Source organism: Cupriavidus sp. IDO, from assembly GCF_000812465.1.
Lineage (GTDB): Bacteria > Pseudomonadota > Gammaproteobacteria > Burkholderiales > Burkholderiaceae > Cupriavidus.
This window is the reverse complement of record NZ_JWMA01000001.1, coordinates 18,155-35,302: the sequence shown is the minus strand read 5'-3', so window position 1 is coordinate 35,302 and position 17,148 is coordinate 18,155. Positions and strand designations below refer to the sequence as shown.

General features: G+C 65.4%; 14 protein-coding genes. 2 read left to right on the top strand and 12 right to left on the bottom strand.

Going from position 1 to position 17,148, the window contains the following annotated elements; all coding sequences use genetic code 11:
* Positions 1 to 143 precede the first annotated feature (143 nt).
* Complete coding sequence (locus RM96_RS00150; protein WP_039006396.1) at positions 144 to 1,223, bottom strand: AraC family transcriptional regulator; 1,080 nt, start codon at positions 1,221 to 1,223, stop codon at positions 144 to 146.
* Between the two features lie 199 nt (positions 1,224 to 1,422).
* On the opposite strand from RM96_RS00150, the gene RM96_RS00145 reads away from it, so the two are divergent.
* Positions 1,423 to 1,881 (top strand): MarR family winged helix-turn-helix transcriptional regulator, encoded by a 459-nt coding sequence (locus RM96_RS00145; protein WP_039006394.1) that lies wholly within the window; start codon positions 1,423 to 1,425, stop codon positions 1,879 to 1,881.
* A 27-nt stretch (positions 1,882 to 1,908) separates the two neighbouring features.
* On the opposite strand, the gene RM96_RS00140 is transcribed toward RM96_RS00145, so the two are convergent.
* The 10 genes from RM96_RS00140 to RM96_RS00095 all read right to left on the bottom strand — a co-directional run bounded on the left by RM96_RS00140 (position 1,909) and on the right by RM96_RS00095 (position 14,688).
* Positions 1,909 to 2,526, bottom strand: a complete 618-nt coding sequence (locus tag RM96_RS00140; RefSeq protein ID WP_039006393.1) for a flavin reductase family protein — start codon at positions 2,524 to 2,526, stop codon at positions 1,909 to 1,911.
* 59 nt (positions 2,527 to 2,585) lie between these two features.
* Complete coding sequence (locus tag RM96_RS00135; protein ID WP_039006391.1) at positions 2,586 to 3,359, bottom strand: maleate cis-trans isomerase family protein; 774 nt, start codon at positions 3,357 to 3,359, stop codon at positions 2,586 to 2,588.
* Positions 3,359 to 4,393: a carbon-nitrogen hydrolase family protein gene (locus tag RM96_RS00130; protein ID WP_039006390.1), complete on the bottom strand. Its 1,035-nt coding sequence runs from the start codon at positions 4,391 to 4,393 to the stop codon at positions 3,359 to 3,361. The genes RM96_RS00135 and RM96_RS00130 overlap by 1 nt, the downstream gene beginning before the upstream one ends.
* Before the next feature lie 52 nt (positions 4,394 to 4,445).
* A complete protein-coding gene (locus RM96_RS00125) occupies positions 4,446 to 5,357 on the bottom strand; it encodes a fumarylacetoacetate hydrolase family protein (protein ID WP_039006386.1) in 912 nt (303 codons plus the stop codon).
* A gap of 70 nt (positions 5,358 to 5,427) precedes the next feature.
* Positions 5,428 to 6,552, bottom strand: coding sequence for a cupin domain-containing protein (locus RM96_RS00120; protein WP_039006385.1), 1,125 nt, complete (start codon positions 6,550 to 6,552; stop codon positions 5,428 to 5,430).
* A 57-nt stretch (positions 6,553 to 6,609) separates the two neighbouring features.
* Positions 6,610 to 8,931: a bifunctional salicylyl-CoA 5-hydroxylase/oxidoreductase gene (locus RM96_RS00115; RefSeq protein WP_039006384.1), complete on the bottom strand. Its 2,322-nt coding sequence runs from the start codon at positions 8,929 to 8,931 to the stop codon at positions 6,610 to 6,612.
* Between the two features lie 62 nt (positions 8,932 to 8,993).
* Positions 8,994 to 9,449 carry an acyl-CoA thioesterase gene (locus tag RM96_RS00110; protein ID WP_039006383.1) on the bottom strand — a complete coding sequence of 152 codons (456 nt, stop codon included), beginning with the start codon at positions 9,447 to 9,449 and terminating at the stop codon, positions 8,994 to 8,996.
* 28 nt (positions 9,450 to 9,477) lie between these two features.
* Positions 9,478 to 10,938: an indolepyruvate oxidoreductase subunit beta family protein gene (locus tag RM96_RS00105; protein ID WP_052279247.1), complete on the bottom strand. Its 1,461-nt coding sequence runs from the start codon at positions 10,936 to 10,938 to the stop codon at positions 9,478 to 9,480.
* Between the two features lie 79 nt (positions 10,939 to 11,017).
* On the bottom strand, positions 11,018 to 13,213 hold the full coding sequence (locus tag RM96_RS00100) for a thiamine pyrophosphate-dependent enzyme (RefSeq protein WP_039006380.1): 2,196 nt from the start codon (positions 13,211 to 13,213) through the stop codon (positions 11,018 to 11,020).
* Between the two features lie 137 nt (positions 13,214 to 13,350).
* On the bottom strand, positions 13,351 to 14,688 hold the full coding sequence (locus RM96_RS00095; RefSeq protein ID WP_039006374.1) for an MFS transporter: 1,338 nt from the start codon (positions 14,686 to 14,688) through the stop codon (positions 13,351 to 13,353).
* Positions 14,689 to 14,985: 297 nt separating this feature from the next.
* Between RM96_RS00095 and RM96_RS00090 the strand changes: the two genes are divergently transcribed.
* Positions 14,986 to 15,336, top strand: a complete 351-nt coding sequence (locus RM96_RS00090; RefSeq protein ID WP_082016369.1) for an amidase family protein — start codon at positions 14,986 to 14,988, stop codon at positions 15,334 to 15,336.
* A gap of 406 nt (positions 15,337 to 15,742) precedes the next feature.
* On the opposite strand, the gene boxA is transcribed toward RM96_RS00090, so the two are convergent.
* Positions 15,743 to 16,990: a benzoyl-CoA 2,3-epoxidase subunit BoxA gene (gene boxA, locus RM96_RS00085; protein ID WP_039006372.1), complete on the bottom strand. Its 1,248-nt coding sequence runs from the start codon at positions 16,988 to 16,990 to the stop codon at positions 15,743 to 15,745.
* Positions 16,991 to 17,148: the final 158 nt, after the last annotated feature.

The following is a 17,148-nucleotide window of genomic DNA, read 5'->3' as shown; positions in this document are numbered from 1 at the left end:
GCGGCAGCCTTGCCGGATGGCCGGGCGTGCAGGTATCCGTACACCCGCGAGCGCGGGGTGGCGTTGTTTTATCAACGACTGCAAGTCAGTGAAACGGGTCGATGCCGCAGAGGTATTGCGAGGTCTGGAGAGCCCGCTGATTTTCAATGCCCGGCATCGTTGCCATGGCGCTCCGCTGCACCCCTGCGCAGGGTCGCCGACGGAGAAACGCCGAAGCGCTTCTTGTAGTACGCCGCAAACCGGCCGAGATGCGTGAAGCCAAAGCGATATGCAATATCCGTGATGGAGGCCTGCTCCGCTCCGGCGGCAGCAATCAACGCTTGCCGGACGCAGTCCAGTCTGGCGTCCCGCAGATAGACTAACGGCGTCGTATTGAGATGGCGGCGAAAGCCTTCTTCCAGCGCCCGGATGCTCACGCAGGCGACTTGCGCCAGGTCGGCGACAGTCAGCGGTGTGTCGGCATTCGCGCGGACATAATCTATCACCCGCTGCATATGACGTGGCCTGGCGGGCTCGGCGCTGCGCGCAAGGAGATAGGTGTGGGTGTGCGGTTGAAGCAGCAGCAGCGTCCGCAGCAGGTAGTCCTCCATCGACGCCACCGCGGCCGGAAACTGGAGCCAGTTGGTGCCGTGCTGGTCGATATTCTTGGTAAGGTCGAGTACGGCCTGGCTCCATGGACTCGAGAGCCCAGCGTGCTGGGGCAGCGCCGGATCGAATGAAAGGGGGCCGCTGGGATCGCGCCCGGTCAGCAATGCGAAACGTTGCTCGATGGCTTCCTTCTGGATCCAGAGCAAGACTTGCGCACAATCCTCGTGCCAGTGCATTCGGGTTGGGGTGTCTGGACTCAGCAGGCTGGCTGTGCGGACGTCGGAAAGTATCTCCTGCGAGCCACACTTGATTTCGGCATGGCCCGCAACCGGGATCTGGGCGAGATAGAAGTGCTCTAGGCAGCCAGGGTCGATCTCTACATGGGCGCCATAGGCAAGGAAGTTGATGGCGGTCTCATGCAGCCGCACCAGATTGTGCTGAACGTGCAATTGCTGTAATGCACCAACCACGCGCAGCTCATGCGGGCAAAAGACCGCAGCGATCTTGCCCTGGGCCTCCTTCACATCCTCGGAGCGAAAGGAGGGGTAGTTCGCCAGCATGCCTCGTGGCGCGCAGTTGTCGTCACTCGCCGGAGAAGACGTTATGTCGGCGGGTGACTGGGGGGCGGTCTGCATCGTCTCACTCCTGCAGGATTGCAGCGTGTCTGGCTCGCCTGCGAAGCCAGGGAGCCGCGCAATCAGTTACTTTATACCTAAACTTATTGCGCACGCCAAGACGGCTGCCAGGCCTGCCTTGCCGTGGACGAACTCTCCCGCCGTGGTATGTTCTGCCCGTCGCGCGGCCGACGAGGCCGCTTCCCGAACACCGGACCGCATGAACCAGCCCATCGACACCGCCGACGACGAATTCGTCGACAACTACACCCCGGCCCTTCTGGCCCAGGCCAGCCAGCTGATTTCGGGGGAATTCCACGTGATCGTGCAAGCCAATGGTTTCACCATCTCAGACTGGCGCGTCCTGTCTACGCTGTCCGGCGGCAAGCCAATCAGCATCGGAGAGCTGGCGCAGATATCGGTGACCAAGCAGCCCACCGTGACGCGCCTGCTCGACCGCATGGAGGCGCAGGGCTACGTCAAGCGCATTCCGCACGAGACCGACCGGCGCATCACGCTAGTGCGCATCACGCCGCGCGGGCAGAAGCTGACCTCCAGCCTGATCGCACAGGCCCGGGCCCACGAGGACCACGTGCTGGCGCCGCTCGGCAAGAAGAAGGCCGACGAATTGCGCGCCACGCTGAAGCGGCTGATCCACCTGCACCGCCCAGCCAACTGAGGCCAGAACTGAACCCAGCTTCGCGCCTCAGGCCGGCCGGCGCATCTGGAACAGCGTCGATTTGCTGACCTCGTAGTAGTCGGCCGGGCCGCCACCGCGCAGGATGGGGCGTGCGGCGGCGGTGTCATAGACACCGTCCTGTACGTAGGCGCGGTCGATATGCACTCCGACGACCTCGCCCAGCACCATCCACGTCTCGAGCATGGCGCCGTCGGCCTGGTTCAGTTGCATGACTTTGGTCGCGCGGCATTCGAACGATACGGGGCTTTCCTGCACGCGGGGCACGGACACCAGCCGCGACGGTGCCGGCGTCAGGCCCGCCAGGCCGAATTCGTCGACTTCGGGCGCCACGCCGGCGCTGGTCATGTTCATGCGCTCGGCCAGCGGGCGCGTCACCAGGTTCCAGACAAAGTCGCCGTTGTCCTCGACGTTGCGCACGGTGTCCTTGTAGCCGACGCTGGAGAACGCCACCACCGGCGGCGTGTAGTTGAAAACGTTGAAGAATGCGTAGGGCGCCAGGTTGGCGCGCCCGGCCTTGTCCACCGTCGAAATCCAGCCGATCGGGCGCGGGCCCACAATGGCGGCCAGCGGATCATGCCGCAGCCCGTGGCCGCGCGTGGGCTCGTAGAAGTGAATGTCGTCCATATGCGTGTGCAAAGCGTCGTCCCCGCACGGGCAGGGACGACGAAAGCGTGGGCTGGCGCTCAGTACTTGCCGCTCAGCAGCTCGCCGCAACCGGCGACCTCGGTGCGCAGGTCCAGCTTGCGCAGCATCTGCCAGGTGGTGGCCACGGCGGCCGATACCGTCGGGATGCCCGACTCGTCCTGGACCTTCTGGATCGACGGCAGCGACTGCATCTGCACGCAGGCCGACAGCACGATGGCATCAACGCCGGTGGTGTCGATGCGTTTGTAGATCTCCAGCAGATTCGCCGGATCCTGCGCGGCGACCTGCAGGTTGTCGGGGATTTCCAGCGCGCAATAGTCCTTCACCTCCACGCCTTCGCTCTCGATGTACTCGACTACCATTTTGGTCAGCGGCTTCATGTACGGGCACACCACCGACACGCGTTTGGCGCCCATCGCGCGCAGGCCGTCCACCAGCGCGCCGGCGCTGGTCACAACCGGCGCGGGGTTGCCGTTCTCCACGGTGCGCTGGGTCAGGCGCGCTTCCGAGACGCGGTGATAGCCCTTGCCCATGCTCATGATGGCCACCAGGCAGGCGTAGCCCAGCACGTCGACGCGCGCGTCGGAGAGTTCGATGGCGCAGCGGTCGCTGTCGCGGTCCATGGCTTCCAGCTCTTCCTTCACCACCTTCTTCATGCGCATGCGGCTGGAGTGGAAGGTGAAGCGCTCGGCGAAGTCGAGTTCGCGCGCGCGGAGCATGGCGGGGATCTCCGTCTCCATCGTGGTATTGGACGACGGCACGATCTGGCCGATGCGAATGGGCTTCTGCGGGGTAAAGATCGGGGACTGCATTACTTGGTCTCGGTCAGGTCGAATGCGTTGAGTTCAGCGTCCTCGGCGTCGAGGTCGGGTTGCTGGGCGATGCCGTCGAGGAACTGCGCCGGCTGCAGCGGGCGGCGGTTCACGCGCAGGTCGAACACGTCGAAGCGGTTGTAGTGGCCGGTGATGTCGTGCATCTGGCGCGGCTGGATGCCGCGCGACAGGTCGATGTCGGCGTAGACGATGCCTTCGGTATCGATCAGCGGCTCGCCGATCACGCGGCCATCCGGGCCGAGGAAGCCGGAGAAGGCGCTGTTGCGGCGCGACAGCAGTTCGCGTGCCTTGGGATTCAGCGGGCTCATCGCTTCGATGATCTCTTCCGAAACCGTCGAGCACGACACCGCGGTGAACACCTTGCCCTCGAAGCAGTGGGCGGCGGCGCGCACCTTGATGGCCTCGGCCATGTCGTAGTCGGCCGGCGCCACCGGTAGCGCGATATAGCTGGCCACGTGCATCAGCTCGCCCTGCGACAGCAGCGAGAAGCGCGCCAGCGTGTTGGTGTTCTCGCCGCAGGCCAGCGAGCCGAGCGGGCCGACGCTGGTCTGGTGCACGCGCAGCGCCGAGGCGTCGCCGTTGGCCCAGGTCAGCTTCTCGGCCCAGGTCGGCACCAGCTTGCGGTGGCGGCCCAGGATGCGGCCTTCGTCGCTGATGGTCACCAGCGTATTGAAGAGGGTGCCGATGCCGGTGCGGCTGCGCTCGTTGACGCCAACGATCACGTTGATGTGATTGACCTGCGCGGCCTGCGCGATCTTGCGGATTTCCGGGCCGGGGATCTCGATCGAAGCCTTGACCAGCTTCTCGAACCAGGGGCTGGCGTCGACCGGGTTGGTCAGCCAGCTCCAGTACGGGTAGCCGGCCACGAACACTTCCGGAAAGGCGACCAGCTTCGCGCCGTTGCCGGCGGCTTCCCTGATCAGGCGGCAGACCTTGTCGACGGTCGCGTCGGCATCCAGGAAGACGGGGGCCGCCTGGACGGCAGCGGCCTTGAACTTGGGCAGGTTGAGCATGTGTGTGCCTCGCTTGAAGCGGTCCTCCCCGCTTGCGCGGGGAGGACGGGATTTAGACAGCCACCACCGGGTGGCGCAGTTCGCCGATGCCTTCCACCGTGGCCACCACGGTGTCGCCCGGCCACAGCCATTCCTGCGGGGTGCGGCCAGCGCCCACGCCGTCCGGCGTGCCAGTGGCGATGATGTCGCCGGGTTCCAGCGCCATGCCCTTGCTGATGTCCGCGATCAGCGCCGGCACCTTGAACAACATGTGGCGGGTGTTGGAGCTCTGCTTGGTCACGCCGTTGACGGTCAGCGACAGGTCCAGCGTGTGCGGGTCGGGAATCTCGTCGGCGGTGACGATGACCGGGCCGAACGGGGCATAGGTGTCCTGGCCCTTGGAATAGATCCACTGGCCGGCGCGGCGGCAGTCGCGCGCCGAGATGTCGATCATCACGCTGTAGCCGAACACATAGTTCAGCGCGTCGGCTTCCTTCACGCCCTTGCCGCGCGTGCCGATGATGACGGCCAGCTCGACTTCCCAGTCCATCTGCTGGGTGATCTCTTTGTTGTGCTCGATGGCGTCGCCCGGGCCGATCACGGTGGTGGGCGGCTTGGAGAAGATCACCGGCTCCTTGGGCAGCTCCTTCGAGGTGTCCAGGCTGCGGCTGGATTCGGCGACGTGCTCGACGTAGTTCAGGCCGATGCCCCAGATGTTCTTGCGCGGGCGCGGGATCGGCGCCAGCAGCTTGACGTTGGAAGCCGGCACGGCCACGCCGAACGGGAGCTTGCCGCGATATTCGTTCAGCAGCGCGCCGGTCGCGCGGACCGCCTCGGGGCCCAGGTCGATGAACTCGAGCATGGTGGAGGGAATCGCCACGCCGACGGCGGCGCCGAAGCGGGCGAGGTCCACGACATTGCCGTCGACGATGGCGCCCAGGCGGGCGGCGGCAGCGACTTCAGCGCGATAGGTTACGAGACGCATGGTTTGATAACTCCGGAAAAGGCCGCAATGGGTGCGGCTGCATAACTTGGAAAACAGGTACTGCTGAGGTTTAAAGGACCACCTGATGCCCGCCGTTCTCTGCCAGGGCTTGCTCGCGGTACAGGCCCAGCGAATGCATCACCGGCAAGTCGTTGAAACAGAACAGGACGGCGTCATCGCTGGCCGACGCGTTCGCGTGCTCATGGAAGGCCCACGACGGCACGCAGAAGATGTCGCGCTCGGTCCAGTCGAAGCGCTGGCCATTGATGACCGAATAGCCACTGCCCTTGGCTACCTGGTAGATAAAGCTGCCGGTGTGGCGGTGGGCCTTGGTGGCTTCGCCCGGACGCAACAGCTGCATGCTGGCGCCGATGGTCGGCATCACTGGGCCGCCGGTGACCGGGTTGACGTAGTGCATCAGCACGCCGTCGAACGGGCTGCCATCGGTGACCTTGCTGTGGCGCGCCAGCGCCTCGTAGGTCGGCGCCCATTCGTACTTGTACAGCGGCGAATACGGCTTGCTCCAGTTGCCCTCGTGCGGGCGCAGGCCCTTGCCGCCCCAGATCGCCGGCATGTCGTCCACCGGATGCGTGACAGCCTGCTGCAGGTCCGGGTGCACGGCGTAGAAGCCGGCTTCCATCGCGTTGACCAGCGGAATGTCCAGGCCGTCCTGCCAGATGCAGGTGGTGCCTTCAGCCGCCACGCCATGCTCGTGCCAGGTGCCGTTGGGCGTGAGCACGAAGTCGTTGGCGTTCAGCGTCATCTTGTGGCCGTCGACGATGGTGTAGGCGCCGCTGCCTTCCATGATGAAGCGCAGCGCCGAGGACGAGTGTGCGTGCGCGGACGCGGCTTCGCCTGGATGCATCACCTGCAGGCCCGAATAGAGCCAGCCCACCGCTGCCGAAACGTCCTGGCGGCCCGGGTTGTTCAGGTAGATCACGCGGCGGCCGGCTTTCTCAGGCGTCACCAGCTCGACCGAACGCAGCACGTGGTCACGCAGGTCGCGGTAGCGCCATAGCACCGGCACCGATTCGGACTTCGGCTGCCACGGCTCGATCTTGTTGGCGACGGTCCAGAGCGCGCCGGTCTTGAGCGCGTCGAGCTCCTTGTAGTAGGCGACCAGCTCGGGCGTGTCTTCCACGTCGGCGCGGCCGGCTACGTTCTCGCGGTAGGTGTCATATGAGGTATTGGACATAGTCTTCCTCTCAGGAGTGCTTTCCCCCCTCCTACTTGCAAGAGAGGGGAGAAACCATCAGGCCGCGGCGCGCTTGATATTGCGCTCCAGCTGGTCCTTGGCGAACAGGTACTGCTTTGGCCATTCCACGCGGCGGAAACCCAGTTGCGCCGTTTCGCGCAGCAGCCAGGCCGGGTCGGCCAGGTGCGGGCGCGACAGCGCGCACAAGTCGGCGCGGCCGGAGGCGATGATCCCGTTGACGTGGTCGGCTTCGGTGATCGCGCCCACGGCGATGGTCGGCACGCCGGCCTCGTTGCGCACGCGGTCGGCGAACGGCGTCTGGAACATCCGGCCGTACACCGGCTTCTGCTCGGGCGAGACTTCGCCGGAGGAGCAGTCGATCATGTCGGCGCCGGCTTCCTTGAACAGGCGCGCCATCGCCACTGCATCGTCGGCGCTGTTGCCGCCTTCGACCCAGTCAGTGGCGGAAATACGCACCGACACCGGCTTGTCCTGCGGCCATGCCGCGCGCACCGCGCGCAGCACTTCCAGCGGGAAGGCCATGCGGTTTTCCAGCGAGCCGCCGTATTCGTCGCCGCGCTGGTTGGTCACAGGCGAGAGGAAGTTCGACAGCAGGTAGCCGTGGCCGGCCTGCAGCTCCAGCCAGTCAAAGCCGGCGGCGGCCGCACGCCGGGTGGCGGCGACGAAGTCCTCGCGCACGCGGTCCATGTCCTCGCGGGTCATGGCGCGCGGCGTCTGCGAGACGCCCGGCAGGTATGGCAGCTCGGAGGCCGAGATCAGCGGCCAGTTGCCTTCCGCCAGCGGGTGGTCCATCTGCTCCCAGCCCAGCTGGGTCGAGCCGCGGCGGCCGGCGTGGCCGATCTGCACGCCGATGCGCGCGCTGGTGTGCTCATGCACGAAGCCGACGATGCCGGCGAATGCCGCTGCCTGCTGGTCATTCCACAGGCCCGGGCAACCCTGCGTGATGCGGCCCTCCGGCGACACCGCCGTCATTTCCACCATCACCAGGCCGGCACCACCCAGTGCGCGGCTGCCAAGGTGCACCATGTGGAAATTGCCCGGCACGCCCATCTGGCACGAGTACATGGCGGTGGGCGATACCACCACACGGTTCTTCAGTTCCACGCCGCGCACGGTGTACGGCGTCAGCATCGGCGGTACGGCGGCGGCATCCGTGCCGGCGCGTTCGGCCAGCCACGATTCGTAGCCTTCCAGCCAGGCCTTGTCGCGCACACGCAGGTTCTCGTGCGAAATGCGCTGCGAGCGGGTCAGCAGCGAGTAGGCGAACTGCTCGGGCTCGAGGTCTTCATAGCGCCTGACGTTTTCGAACCATTCGGTCGAGTTGCGCGCGGCGTTCTGGATCTTGAGCACTTCCACCGAGCGCACGGCTTCATAGTGCTTCAGTGCATCTTCCAGCGAGCCGTCGATGTTCCGGAGGGTGCGCGCCAGCTCAATGGCATCTTCCAGCGCCAGCTTGGTGCCGGAGCCGATCGAGAAGTGCGCGGTGTGCGCGGCATCGCCCATCAACACCACGGGCACCTTCTTCTCCAGGCCGCTGTCGCCGCTCAGGTTGTTCCAGTGCACCCACTTCTCGCAGATCACGCGCGGGAACTGGATCCAGATCGCCGAGCCGCGCAGGTGGCCGGCGTTGCTGATCAGCGGGTTGCCGTCCAGGTACGGGGCGAACAGCTTCTCGCAGTACGCGATGCCTTCTTCCTGGCTCATCTGGTCGATGCCGGCGGCCTTCCAGGTTTCTTCCGGGGTCTCGACGATGAAGGTCGAGGTGCCGTCCTCGAAACGGTAGGCATGTGCCTGGAACCAGCCATGCTCGGTCGGCACGAAGATGAAGTTGAAGGCGTCGAACACCTTTTTCGTGCCCAGCCAGACAAAGCGGCAGTTGCGCGTGTCGATGTCGGGGCGGAAGGTGTCGGCATAGCGCTTGCGCACCACGCTGTTGAGGCCGTCGGAAGCCAGCACCAGGTCGGCGTTGTACTTGCGCGCGATGGCCTGGTCGTCCTCGACGTAGTTCTCGAACACCAGTTCCACCCCGACTTCCTCGCAGCGCGCCTGCAGGATGTTCAGCAGCTTCTTGCGGCCGATGCCGATGAAGCCGTGCCCGCCGCTGCGCACCGCGCGGCCCTTGAAGTGGACTTCGACATCGTCCCAGCGGTTGAACGCATCGCCGATGGTCTCGGCCGAGACCGGGTCAGCCTCGCGCAGGTTGTCCATGGTGGCGTCGGAGAACACCACGCCCCAACCGAAGGTGTCATAGGGACGGTTGCGCTCGACCACCACGACCTTGTTGGCGGGATCCTGGAGTTTCATCAACAGGCCGAAATACAAGCCGGCGGGGCCACCGCCGATACATACAATGTTCATGGCTGCTTCCAATCAGGTTACTACCGGAGCCCTCGGAACCCGCGCAGCGGGTCCGTCGGCATTCAGACGGTGATTTCGGGAAAAGGCCGGTCTGCGGGGACAGGGCCGTGTTCGATGGCGGCCCGCAGGTCATCGGGTACCGGAATCGCCTGGTGCGTGTCCAGCGAAGTCATCACGATGGTCTGCGTGGCCGCCATGCGCAGCTCGCCGTCTGCGCCGGTGCAGCGCCAGGCCAGCGTGATCGACTTGCCCCCCAGGCGCACCACTTCCAGCTCCAGCCAGACCTGGTCGCCAAAGCGGCTGATCGCCTTGAAGTCCACCTCCAGGTGCACGGTCGGCATGCCCAGCCGGCGCGCGCCGATCACGCCGTGGTAGCCGTCCGGCAACAGGGTGTCGACCCAGCGTTCGATGAGGTCGTTGAACAGCACGAAGTACTGCGGGTAGAAGACGATGCCGGCCGGGTCGCATTCCGAGAAATGGATCTTGTGCTGGCGCCGGAAGGTATGCGTAGGGCTCATGGTCTGCGGTTCCTGGGTTTGCGAGTGATCACGCCAGCGCGTGGCGGGCGAGGGCTTCCTTCAGCTTCTTGCCGTGCTCGTCGGCCAGCGCGGCCTCGCGCAACTCGCGCAGCGTGGCCGGGGCCAGGCGGGCACCGGCGCGCATTACGGCGTTCATCAGGGTCTGGTAGTTGGTCAGGCCGCGCACATGGGTGTCGCTGTAGCCCTTCACCAGCCGCTGGCACTGCACCACTTCCAGCGCCAGCGCCGGATTGAGGCGCGCGGCGGCCAGCACCTGGGCCAGCCAGCCTTCGATGCGCTCGGTTTCGAGTGCATAGCGCAGCGTGCTGCGGCGGATGCCGCGCAGGCGCGAGACCGCCCACAGCATCAGGTAGCCGCGCAGCGAGCTGGTGGTGACCACGCGGCCAGAGGTGGTGAAACGGCGCACCAGGCGATGCACGAAATGCGGCTGCATCAGCCAGCGGCCGAGTCCGGCCGGCAGCGTCTCGCAGATTTCTTCCAGGCGCGGGTGCATGAACTCGTTGATCGCCAGCAGCTGCTTGTCGCTGGCGCGCACCTCGCCCCGTACCCGGGCGAAGCGCGAGTCGCGGGTCTTGAGGTCGGCCACGCGAATGGTGTCCTCGTACGACATCCACAGCGCCAGGTGACGCGCGGTTTCGCGCAGCAGCGCGACGTCGTCGTTGCCGACGGCCCGGCGTACGGCCGCCAGCCGATCCAGGTACAGGCCGGCGTAGGCCACGTCCTGGTAGTCGATCATGCGGCGCACGCCTTCTACCACCACGGGCCAGTTCCCGGCCGGCTGTTCGGTGCGCGCGCGCTGCAGCAACCGCGCAACCCCGGGATCCTGAGGCTTGAGTTCGCCCAGCGGCTTTGCAGCTTCCGCGGCGGGCGTCTCGGCGGCCTCGGCGGTGGCGAACGCCGCGCCAAAAGCGCGCAGGCTGGGCTTCACGCCCACGCCGCCGCGCTCGATCGTGGCTTCGAACTGCGCGCGGCTGAACGGCAGCACGCCGGTGCCAGCCAGCGCGCCGAACAGCACGGCGCTGATGACGCTGCCGCTGGCTTCGGCGGCCTGTGCCATGTCGAAGCGTACAAAGCGTTTGGCGGCCTTGCCGGCATGGGCGATCAGCTCATTGCTGTCGACGCGGCCATCGCCCATCGCGGATTTCTCTGCGATGGAGTACACGCGGTGCGTGGAAGACACCAGCGTGGTGCGATCCGGCGTCACCAGTCCGCGCTGCACTGCGCGGCCGGCTTCCATCAGTTCCGAGGCGAGTACCACATCGACATCGCCAGGAGTGGGCATCAGCGCCAGCACCGGCTGGCGTCCGGCCTGCTCGGCCAGATCGCGCGGGAACAGCTCGACGTAGTAGATGGTGGCGCCGGTGCGCTGCGCCACGCCGGGCACCGACGTGGTTTGCGCGATATAGCCGTTGTGCTCGCCCAGATCCACGATCCAGTCGGCCAGCACGCCGCCGCCTTCGCCGCCCATGGCTAGGATGGCGACTTTGATCGGCTTGGCGCTGAGGTTGTTGGGTGCGTTCACGATTGAACCTCTCGAGGCTTGGTGTTCAGAATGCAAGGCGGGTGCGGCGCGCGGCATCGCGGCGCTGCAGGAAGCCGATCACGCTGTCGCGCAGGCGCTGGCGCAGCTTGTCGATACGGGTCGGGTTGGTGACGATCTGTGCGCGGTAGAAAGACGGGCACAGCACCGCTGCATGCGAGACCTCGCCACACAGACCGCAGCCCACGCAGCTGTCGAGCACGGCGGCGACCGGGTCGGTGCGCAACGGGTCCGGGTTGGGCTTGATCGTCAGCGAAGGGCAGCCGGACAGCCGGATGCACGAGTGATCGCCGGTGCAGGTATCCGAATCCACGCCAAAGCGCTCGCGCACCACGCGCTGGCCGTCGGCGATCGCCTTGCGCGTCTTCGGTTTCTCGCGTCGCTGCTTGTTCAGCATGCATTCGCTCTGCGCGATCAGCACCTTGGGGCCCTTGGCGCCGGTGGTCAGCGCTTCCTTGAGGGTGGCCTTCATCGCCTTCAGGTCATAAGTGCGGCGGATGGTGCGCACCCACTTGACGCCTACGCCCTTGACCGCGTCCTCGATGGCGTGGCCGGTGCTGCGGGTGTCGTTCAGCGCGGTCGAGGACAGGATGTCCTGCCCGCCGGTGGCCGACGTGTAGCTGTTGTCGACCACGATGGTCAGGTTGTCGCTCTTGTTGAACACCGCGTTGGCGATGCCGCTGGTCAGGCCGTTATGCCAGAAGCCGCCGTCGCCCATCACGGAAATGGCCCGCTTGCCGCCGGGCGCGTTCAGGGCCGCGGCGCTGGCGCTGCCCAGGCCATAGCCCATGGTGGTGTTGCCCAGGTTGAACGGCGGCAGGATCGAGAACAGGTGGCAGCCGATGTCGGCACTCACGTGGTGCTCGCCGATCTCGCGCTCGACCAGCTTCATCGCGGTAAAGATCGGGCGCTCCGGGCAGCCGGTGCAGAAGCCGGGCGGGCGCGCATGCACGCTCTCGTCAAGCAGCTTCTGCGGTTCCAGCACCTCGGCGGCCACGGCGTCGACGGTGGCGGCGGGCGCCTGCACCAGGGGGATCACTTTGCGTGCAGGCTTAGGTTCCGGCAGCGGCTCGATCTTGCCGTACTGCTCGAGGAACGCGCGCAGGCCCTTGAGCACGGTCGCGGTGTTGTACTCGCCAGCCAGCGGCAGCAGGTCCTTGCCATGCAGCGTCGCGGTGGTGCCTGCCATGCGCAGGATGTTGGCGGCGTTCTGCTCGATAAAGTTGGGCTGGCCTTCTTCCAGCACCAGCACGGCGCGCTTGCCCGCGCAGAAGCGTTCCCACTCCGAATCGATCAGCGGATAGGCCACGTTCATCACGTACAGGGGGATCTTCGACTCGCCGAACACGTCGGCCAGGCCGAGCCGCTCCAGTGCGCGGATCAGCGTGTTGTAGCTGCCGCCCTGCACGGCGATGCCGATGTCATCCATCTCGCCCTGGAAGAACTCATTGAGCTGGCGTTCCTCGATGAACTTCACGGCGGCGGGCCAGCGCTGTTTGATCTTCTCGTGCTCGTGCACGAAGCTCGCCGGGGGCAGCACGATGCGGCTGAGGTCGCGCGTGGGATGGTCCAGCGCGTCCTGGATCGAGAAGCGGCTGCGGCGGTTGTCGGAAGCGACGAACTGGCCATGTACGTGGCACGAGCGCACGCGCAGCTGGAGCATCACCGGCGTATTGGAGGCTTCGGACAAGTCGAAGCCGTCCTTCACCGCCTGCACGATGCACGGCAGGTTGGGGCGCGGATCGAGCAGCCACATCTGCGACTTCATCGCGAACGCGTGGCTGCGCTCCTGCATGATCGAGGAACCTTCGCCATAGTCTTCGCCGACGATGATCAGCGCGCCGCCGGTGACCCCGCCCGAAGCCAGGTTGGCGAGCGCGTCAGAGGCCACGTTGGTGCCGACGGTAGCCTTGAACGTGACCGCGCCGCGCAGCGGGTAGTTGACCGAGGCCGCCAGCGACGCGGCCGCGGTGGCTTCACTCGCGCTGTTCTCGAAGCGGATGCCATGCTCGGCAAGGATGTCCTGCGCATCGGCCAGCACGTCCATCAGGTGCGAGATCGGCGAGCCCTGGTAGCCGGCCACGTAGGCGACGCCGGATTCCAGCAGCGCCTTGGTGACCGCGAGGATGCCTTCGCCGCTGAATACCTCGCCGGAACCCAGGCGCAACTTCTTGACTTCTTCGACAAACGAACGCTCAGCCATGGCTTTTCTTCCTGACGCTCACGTTGGGGTGAGACGAATATAGTTTAAGCAGAAACATTTCCATAATCATATATATGCACGGAGCTCGAGATCACGGGGACGGCTTTCGTGGAAGCCGAAGTCCCTCCTCAGGCGATTTATGCGTTGCTTTGCTGGCCTGCGCGGGCCACGACGACTGGTTGCCGTGCCGATGGCAGCAGCGCCACCGCCAGCGCAGCGGCAAGGCCGGCAATGGAGAACGTGATGAAGTTCCAGCCGAAACTCAGGCCTGAGCCGGCCACGTAGCCGCCGACGAGCGGGCCGCTCATGGCGCCGAATCGCGCGAAGCTCAGGGCCCATCCAGTTGCCGCGGCCCGTGCGTGTGCCGGGTAGTAACCGGCCAGGTAGCCGGTAAGAATCAGGGATGCCGAGACGCTGCCCACGCCTGCCAGCGCGACCAGGAGGTAGTTGACGGCAACGGAACTGCGGAACATCAGCGCGCCGATGGCGAGAGCGCCGATCAGGTAGAAGAGCGCGACGGTGCCACGTGCGCCCATTCTGTCCGCCGCGCTGCCAAGGAAGAGACCGCCCACCGCGGAAGCAAGGCTGAAGATAACCAGGAAGGAAAGGCTTGAGCCGAGGTCGTAGCCATTCTTGCGCATGATGGTCGGCAGCCACGTATTGAGGCCGTAGACGAGCAGCAAGCCGAAGAACAGTGCGATCCAGAAGCACGCTGTCGCGCGTAGTTGGTTGCGGGAGAACATGCTAGACATCACGTCGCGCCAGGTGGCGCGGGCGGCGCTGTTGGCGGGCCGGGATTGTGACGGCAGCCGGCCATGACCAGTGCGATCGGCCAATGCCTGCGCTTCATCGATCCGACCTTGCCCCACCAGGTACTCCAGCGACTCGGGGAGCAGCCACGCCATTAGCGGTATTAACACCATGGGCACGGCACCCAGGCCAATCACGCCACGCCAGCCAAGATTCGGCAACAGCCACATCGCGATCAGGGCTGCGCAAAGAATGCCGACCGAATACCCCGAGTACATCAACCCATAGTTGAAGCTGCGGCGATGCGGCGGCGAGTACTCGATGGTCAATGCGGCGGCGACCGGAATGACGCCGCCGAGGCCGAGCCCGCCCATAAAGCGCAAGACGCCGAAGATGGCGGGCGTCGGCGCGTAGGACGCACCCAGCATGGTCAGCGAGAACAAGGAAACGCAGAGCAGCAGCATGCGGCGGCGGCCGATCATCTCGCTCAGCGTGCCGATCAGGAAGGCGCCAAAGAACATGCCGACGAGGGCATAGCTGCTGAGGGCACCGAGTTCCAGCGGCGTCAGGCTCCAGTTGCGGTCGTCGGCGAGCGCGGGCAGTACCGCTCCCATGACGCCGACGTCATAGCCTTCAAAGAGAATCGCAAGAAAGCATACGAAAAGTACCGTATAGGTCGCACGAGAAGTGGAATGCCAGGGCTGAGCGCTGCCAGCTGGGGTCATTGTCTGTCTCCTGATGGGTGGCGGATATGGAACCGGAGAAGCCGCCTGGGAACCTGTTTCGCGCGATCGTCGCCACGCGCTCGTTGTTGTTCCACATAGTTTAGGCATAAACATATGATTGTGGAAGTATTTTTTTGGAGAGGCGAAGGTGGTCCGGTCGGCGCCTCGACGGGGAGGCGCCGAGGTCGCAACTAGAACTTGTGGCGCAGGCCCAGGCCGAAGGTGTTGCCCGGGTTCTCCCACTCCCACGCGGGCAAGAACCGCCTTGCCGCCGCAGTAATCGCAGAGGGGCTAAGGATGTGCAGTTCGCTTGGAGGGCAGACGCGAAACCCCTATGACCTAACTCAGACGCCAGGAGGATCGAGCGGTGGTACGGGCGCGGGTCTGGCCGCCAACTACGCGATGCTCGGCGTTGGAACCGACACGGTCAACTCAATTCGTTCCCCTGCGTCGGCGAACAGCATCGTCGGCATTCGGCCAACGGTGGGCTTGGTCAGCCGCGCAGGGATCATTCCGTACTCGAGCGTTCAGGACGCGGCTGGCCCCATGGCAAGAACCGTGACTGACGCGGCCAAGATGCTCAATGTGCTTGCTGGCTACGACACTGACGATGCAGCCACTGCATGGAGCGCTGGCCATTACTATTGAGCTTTCCATAATTCGCGAGCGTGACAACAACCATTGTCGTTCCCGCGAAGGCGGGAACGACAAGCAGAAGCGTCGTCGAACGTACCTGAACTGGCGAACGAGGGCAGCATGCCCATGGGTGGAACGCCCAGGCAGTTCGGGGAGTACATCCGCACCGAGCATCAGATGTGGGGCGCGCTGATCCGGGAGCGAATATCAAGCTCGAGTGAGTGTCCGGATTCGGAATGCTTCGCCCGCTAACGCTACTGGCGCGCGCACCTGACCGCGCGCAAAAGCGAAAGATTCCCTGCACCAATCTCGCCGGCCTTTACGGAATCGGTCCGTTCGAGTCTTTGCGCTTCAACACTGGAATGTCATGCTGCGTGCCAAGGGCCTGCCGGTCTGAAGTGGGCCGCTCGAAGGAGAGTCAGTACGTTTCGATATGGAGGCGGCCCTCCGCTTTCATGGCGGCTTCCAGCGCTGGCCATGACCGCCCGCTGCCAGTGCATACCTCGTCAAACGCCGCCAGCACACCTTCCTCCATCCCTTTCAGCCCGCAGATATAGACGTGGCCGTTGGGGTCGTCGAGCAGGGTGGAAACGGCCGCGGCGGCCTCGCGGATGGCGTCCTGCACATAGCGCCGCGGCGTGGCCGGGTCGCGGGAGAAGGCGAAATGGATGTCGAGGAAGTCCCTGGGCAGCTTCAGCAGCGGGCCGAAGTAGGGCAGCTCCTGCGCGTTGCGGGCGCCGAAGAACAGCATGCGACGCCCGCCGAAGTGCTCTATATTGCGGCGCATGCGTTCGGTCATGGCGCGCATCGGCGCCGAACCGGTGCCGGTGCAGATCATCATGATGCTGGCTTCGCGGTGGTTGGGCATCAGGAAGGTGCTGCCGAACGGACCCACCACCTGCACTTCGTCGCCCTTGGCGAGGTCGCACAGGAAATTCGATGCCACGCCGAGCACCGGGCGCCCGTCGTGATCCTCTTCGACGCGCTTCACCGTCAGCGCGAGGTTGTTGTAGCCCGGCCGCTCGCCGTCGCGCGGGCTGGCGATCGAATACAGGCGGATGTAGTGCGGCTTGCCGGCGGCATCTGTGCTAGGCGGCACGATGCCGATGGCCTGGCCTTCGAGCACCGGGAAGAACTGCGTGCCGAAGTCCAGCACGATATGGTGGATATCGCTCGAGGCATCTTCGGCGGTCAGCCGGTAGTTGCCGGCCACGGTCGCCCTGACCGGCGCGCGCACGCCATGCAGGTTCACATACGGATGCGCGGCGGACCACGGCGCCCTGGACGACGTGTGCCGGCTGGTTTCCACCGCCTGTACCGCAGCGACGCCTTCGCCCGCTGCCGCGGCGGCAGCATCATCCTTTGCTGCATCGGCGGCGTCGAGCGCGGCCTCCGGCAGCGGCACTTCCGCCGGGAGTTCGTCCCACAACAGTTGTTCCCCGATCGGATACGCCTGCCCCTTGAGCATGGTGCGCCAGTTGTCGATGGCGCCGGTCGGGCAGGGCGACAGGCAGGCGTTGCAGCCGTTGCAGACATCGGCCTTCACGACGTAGTTGCGGTCGTCGTGAGTGATGGCGTCGATCGGGCAGGTGTCTTCGCAGGTGTTGCAGCGAATGCAGATTTCCGGGTCGATCAGGTGCTGCTTGATGATTTCGGGGGCGCCCATGTCGTGTCTCCGCGCGTCTCCATTTAGCGGAGACGCTATCAAAGCGAAGCGAAGCGGTTCTGGCTAAGGTGTAGCAGGGGTTTCGGATCGCAAAGCGATCAGCCTGCGGAACGGCATGCGCCTGCCAGCGCAATGCGCGCCCTGCAAGGGCGCGGCCG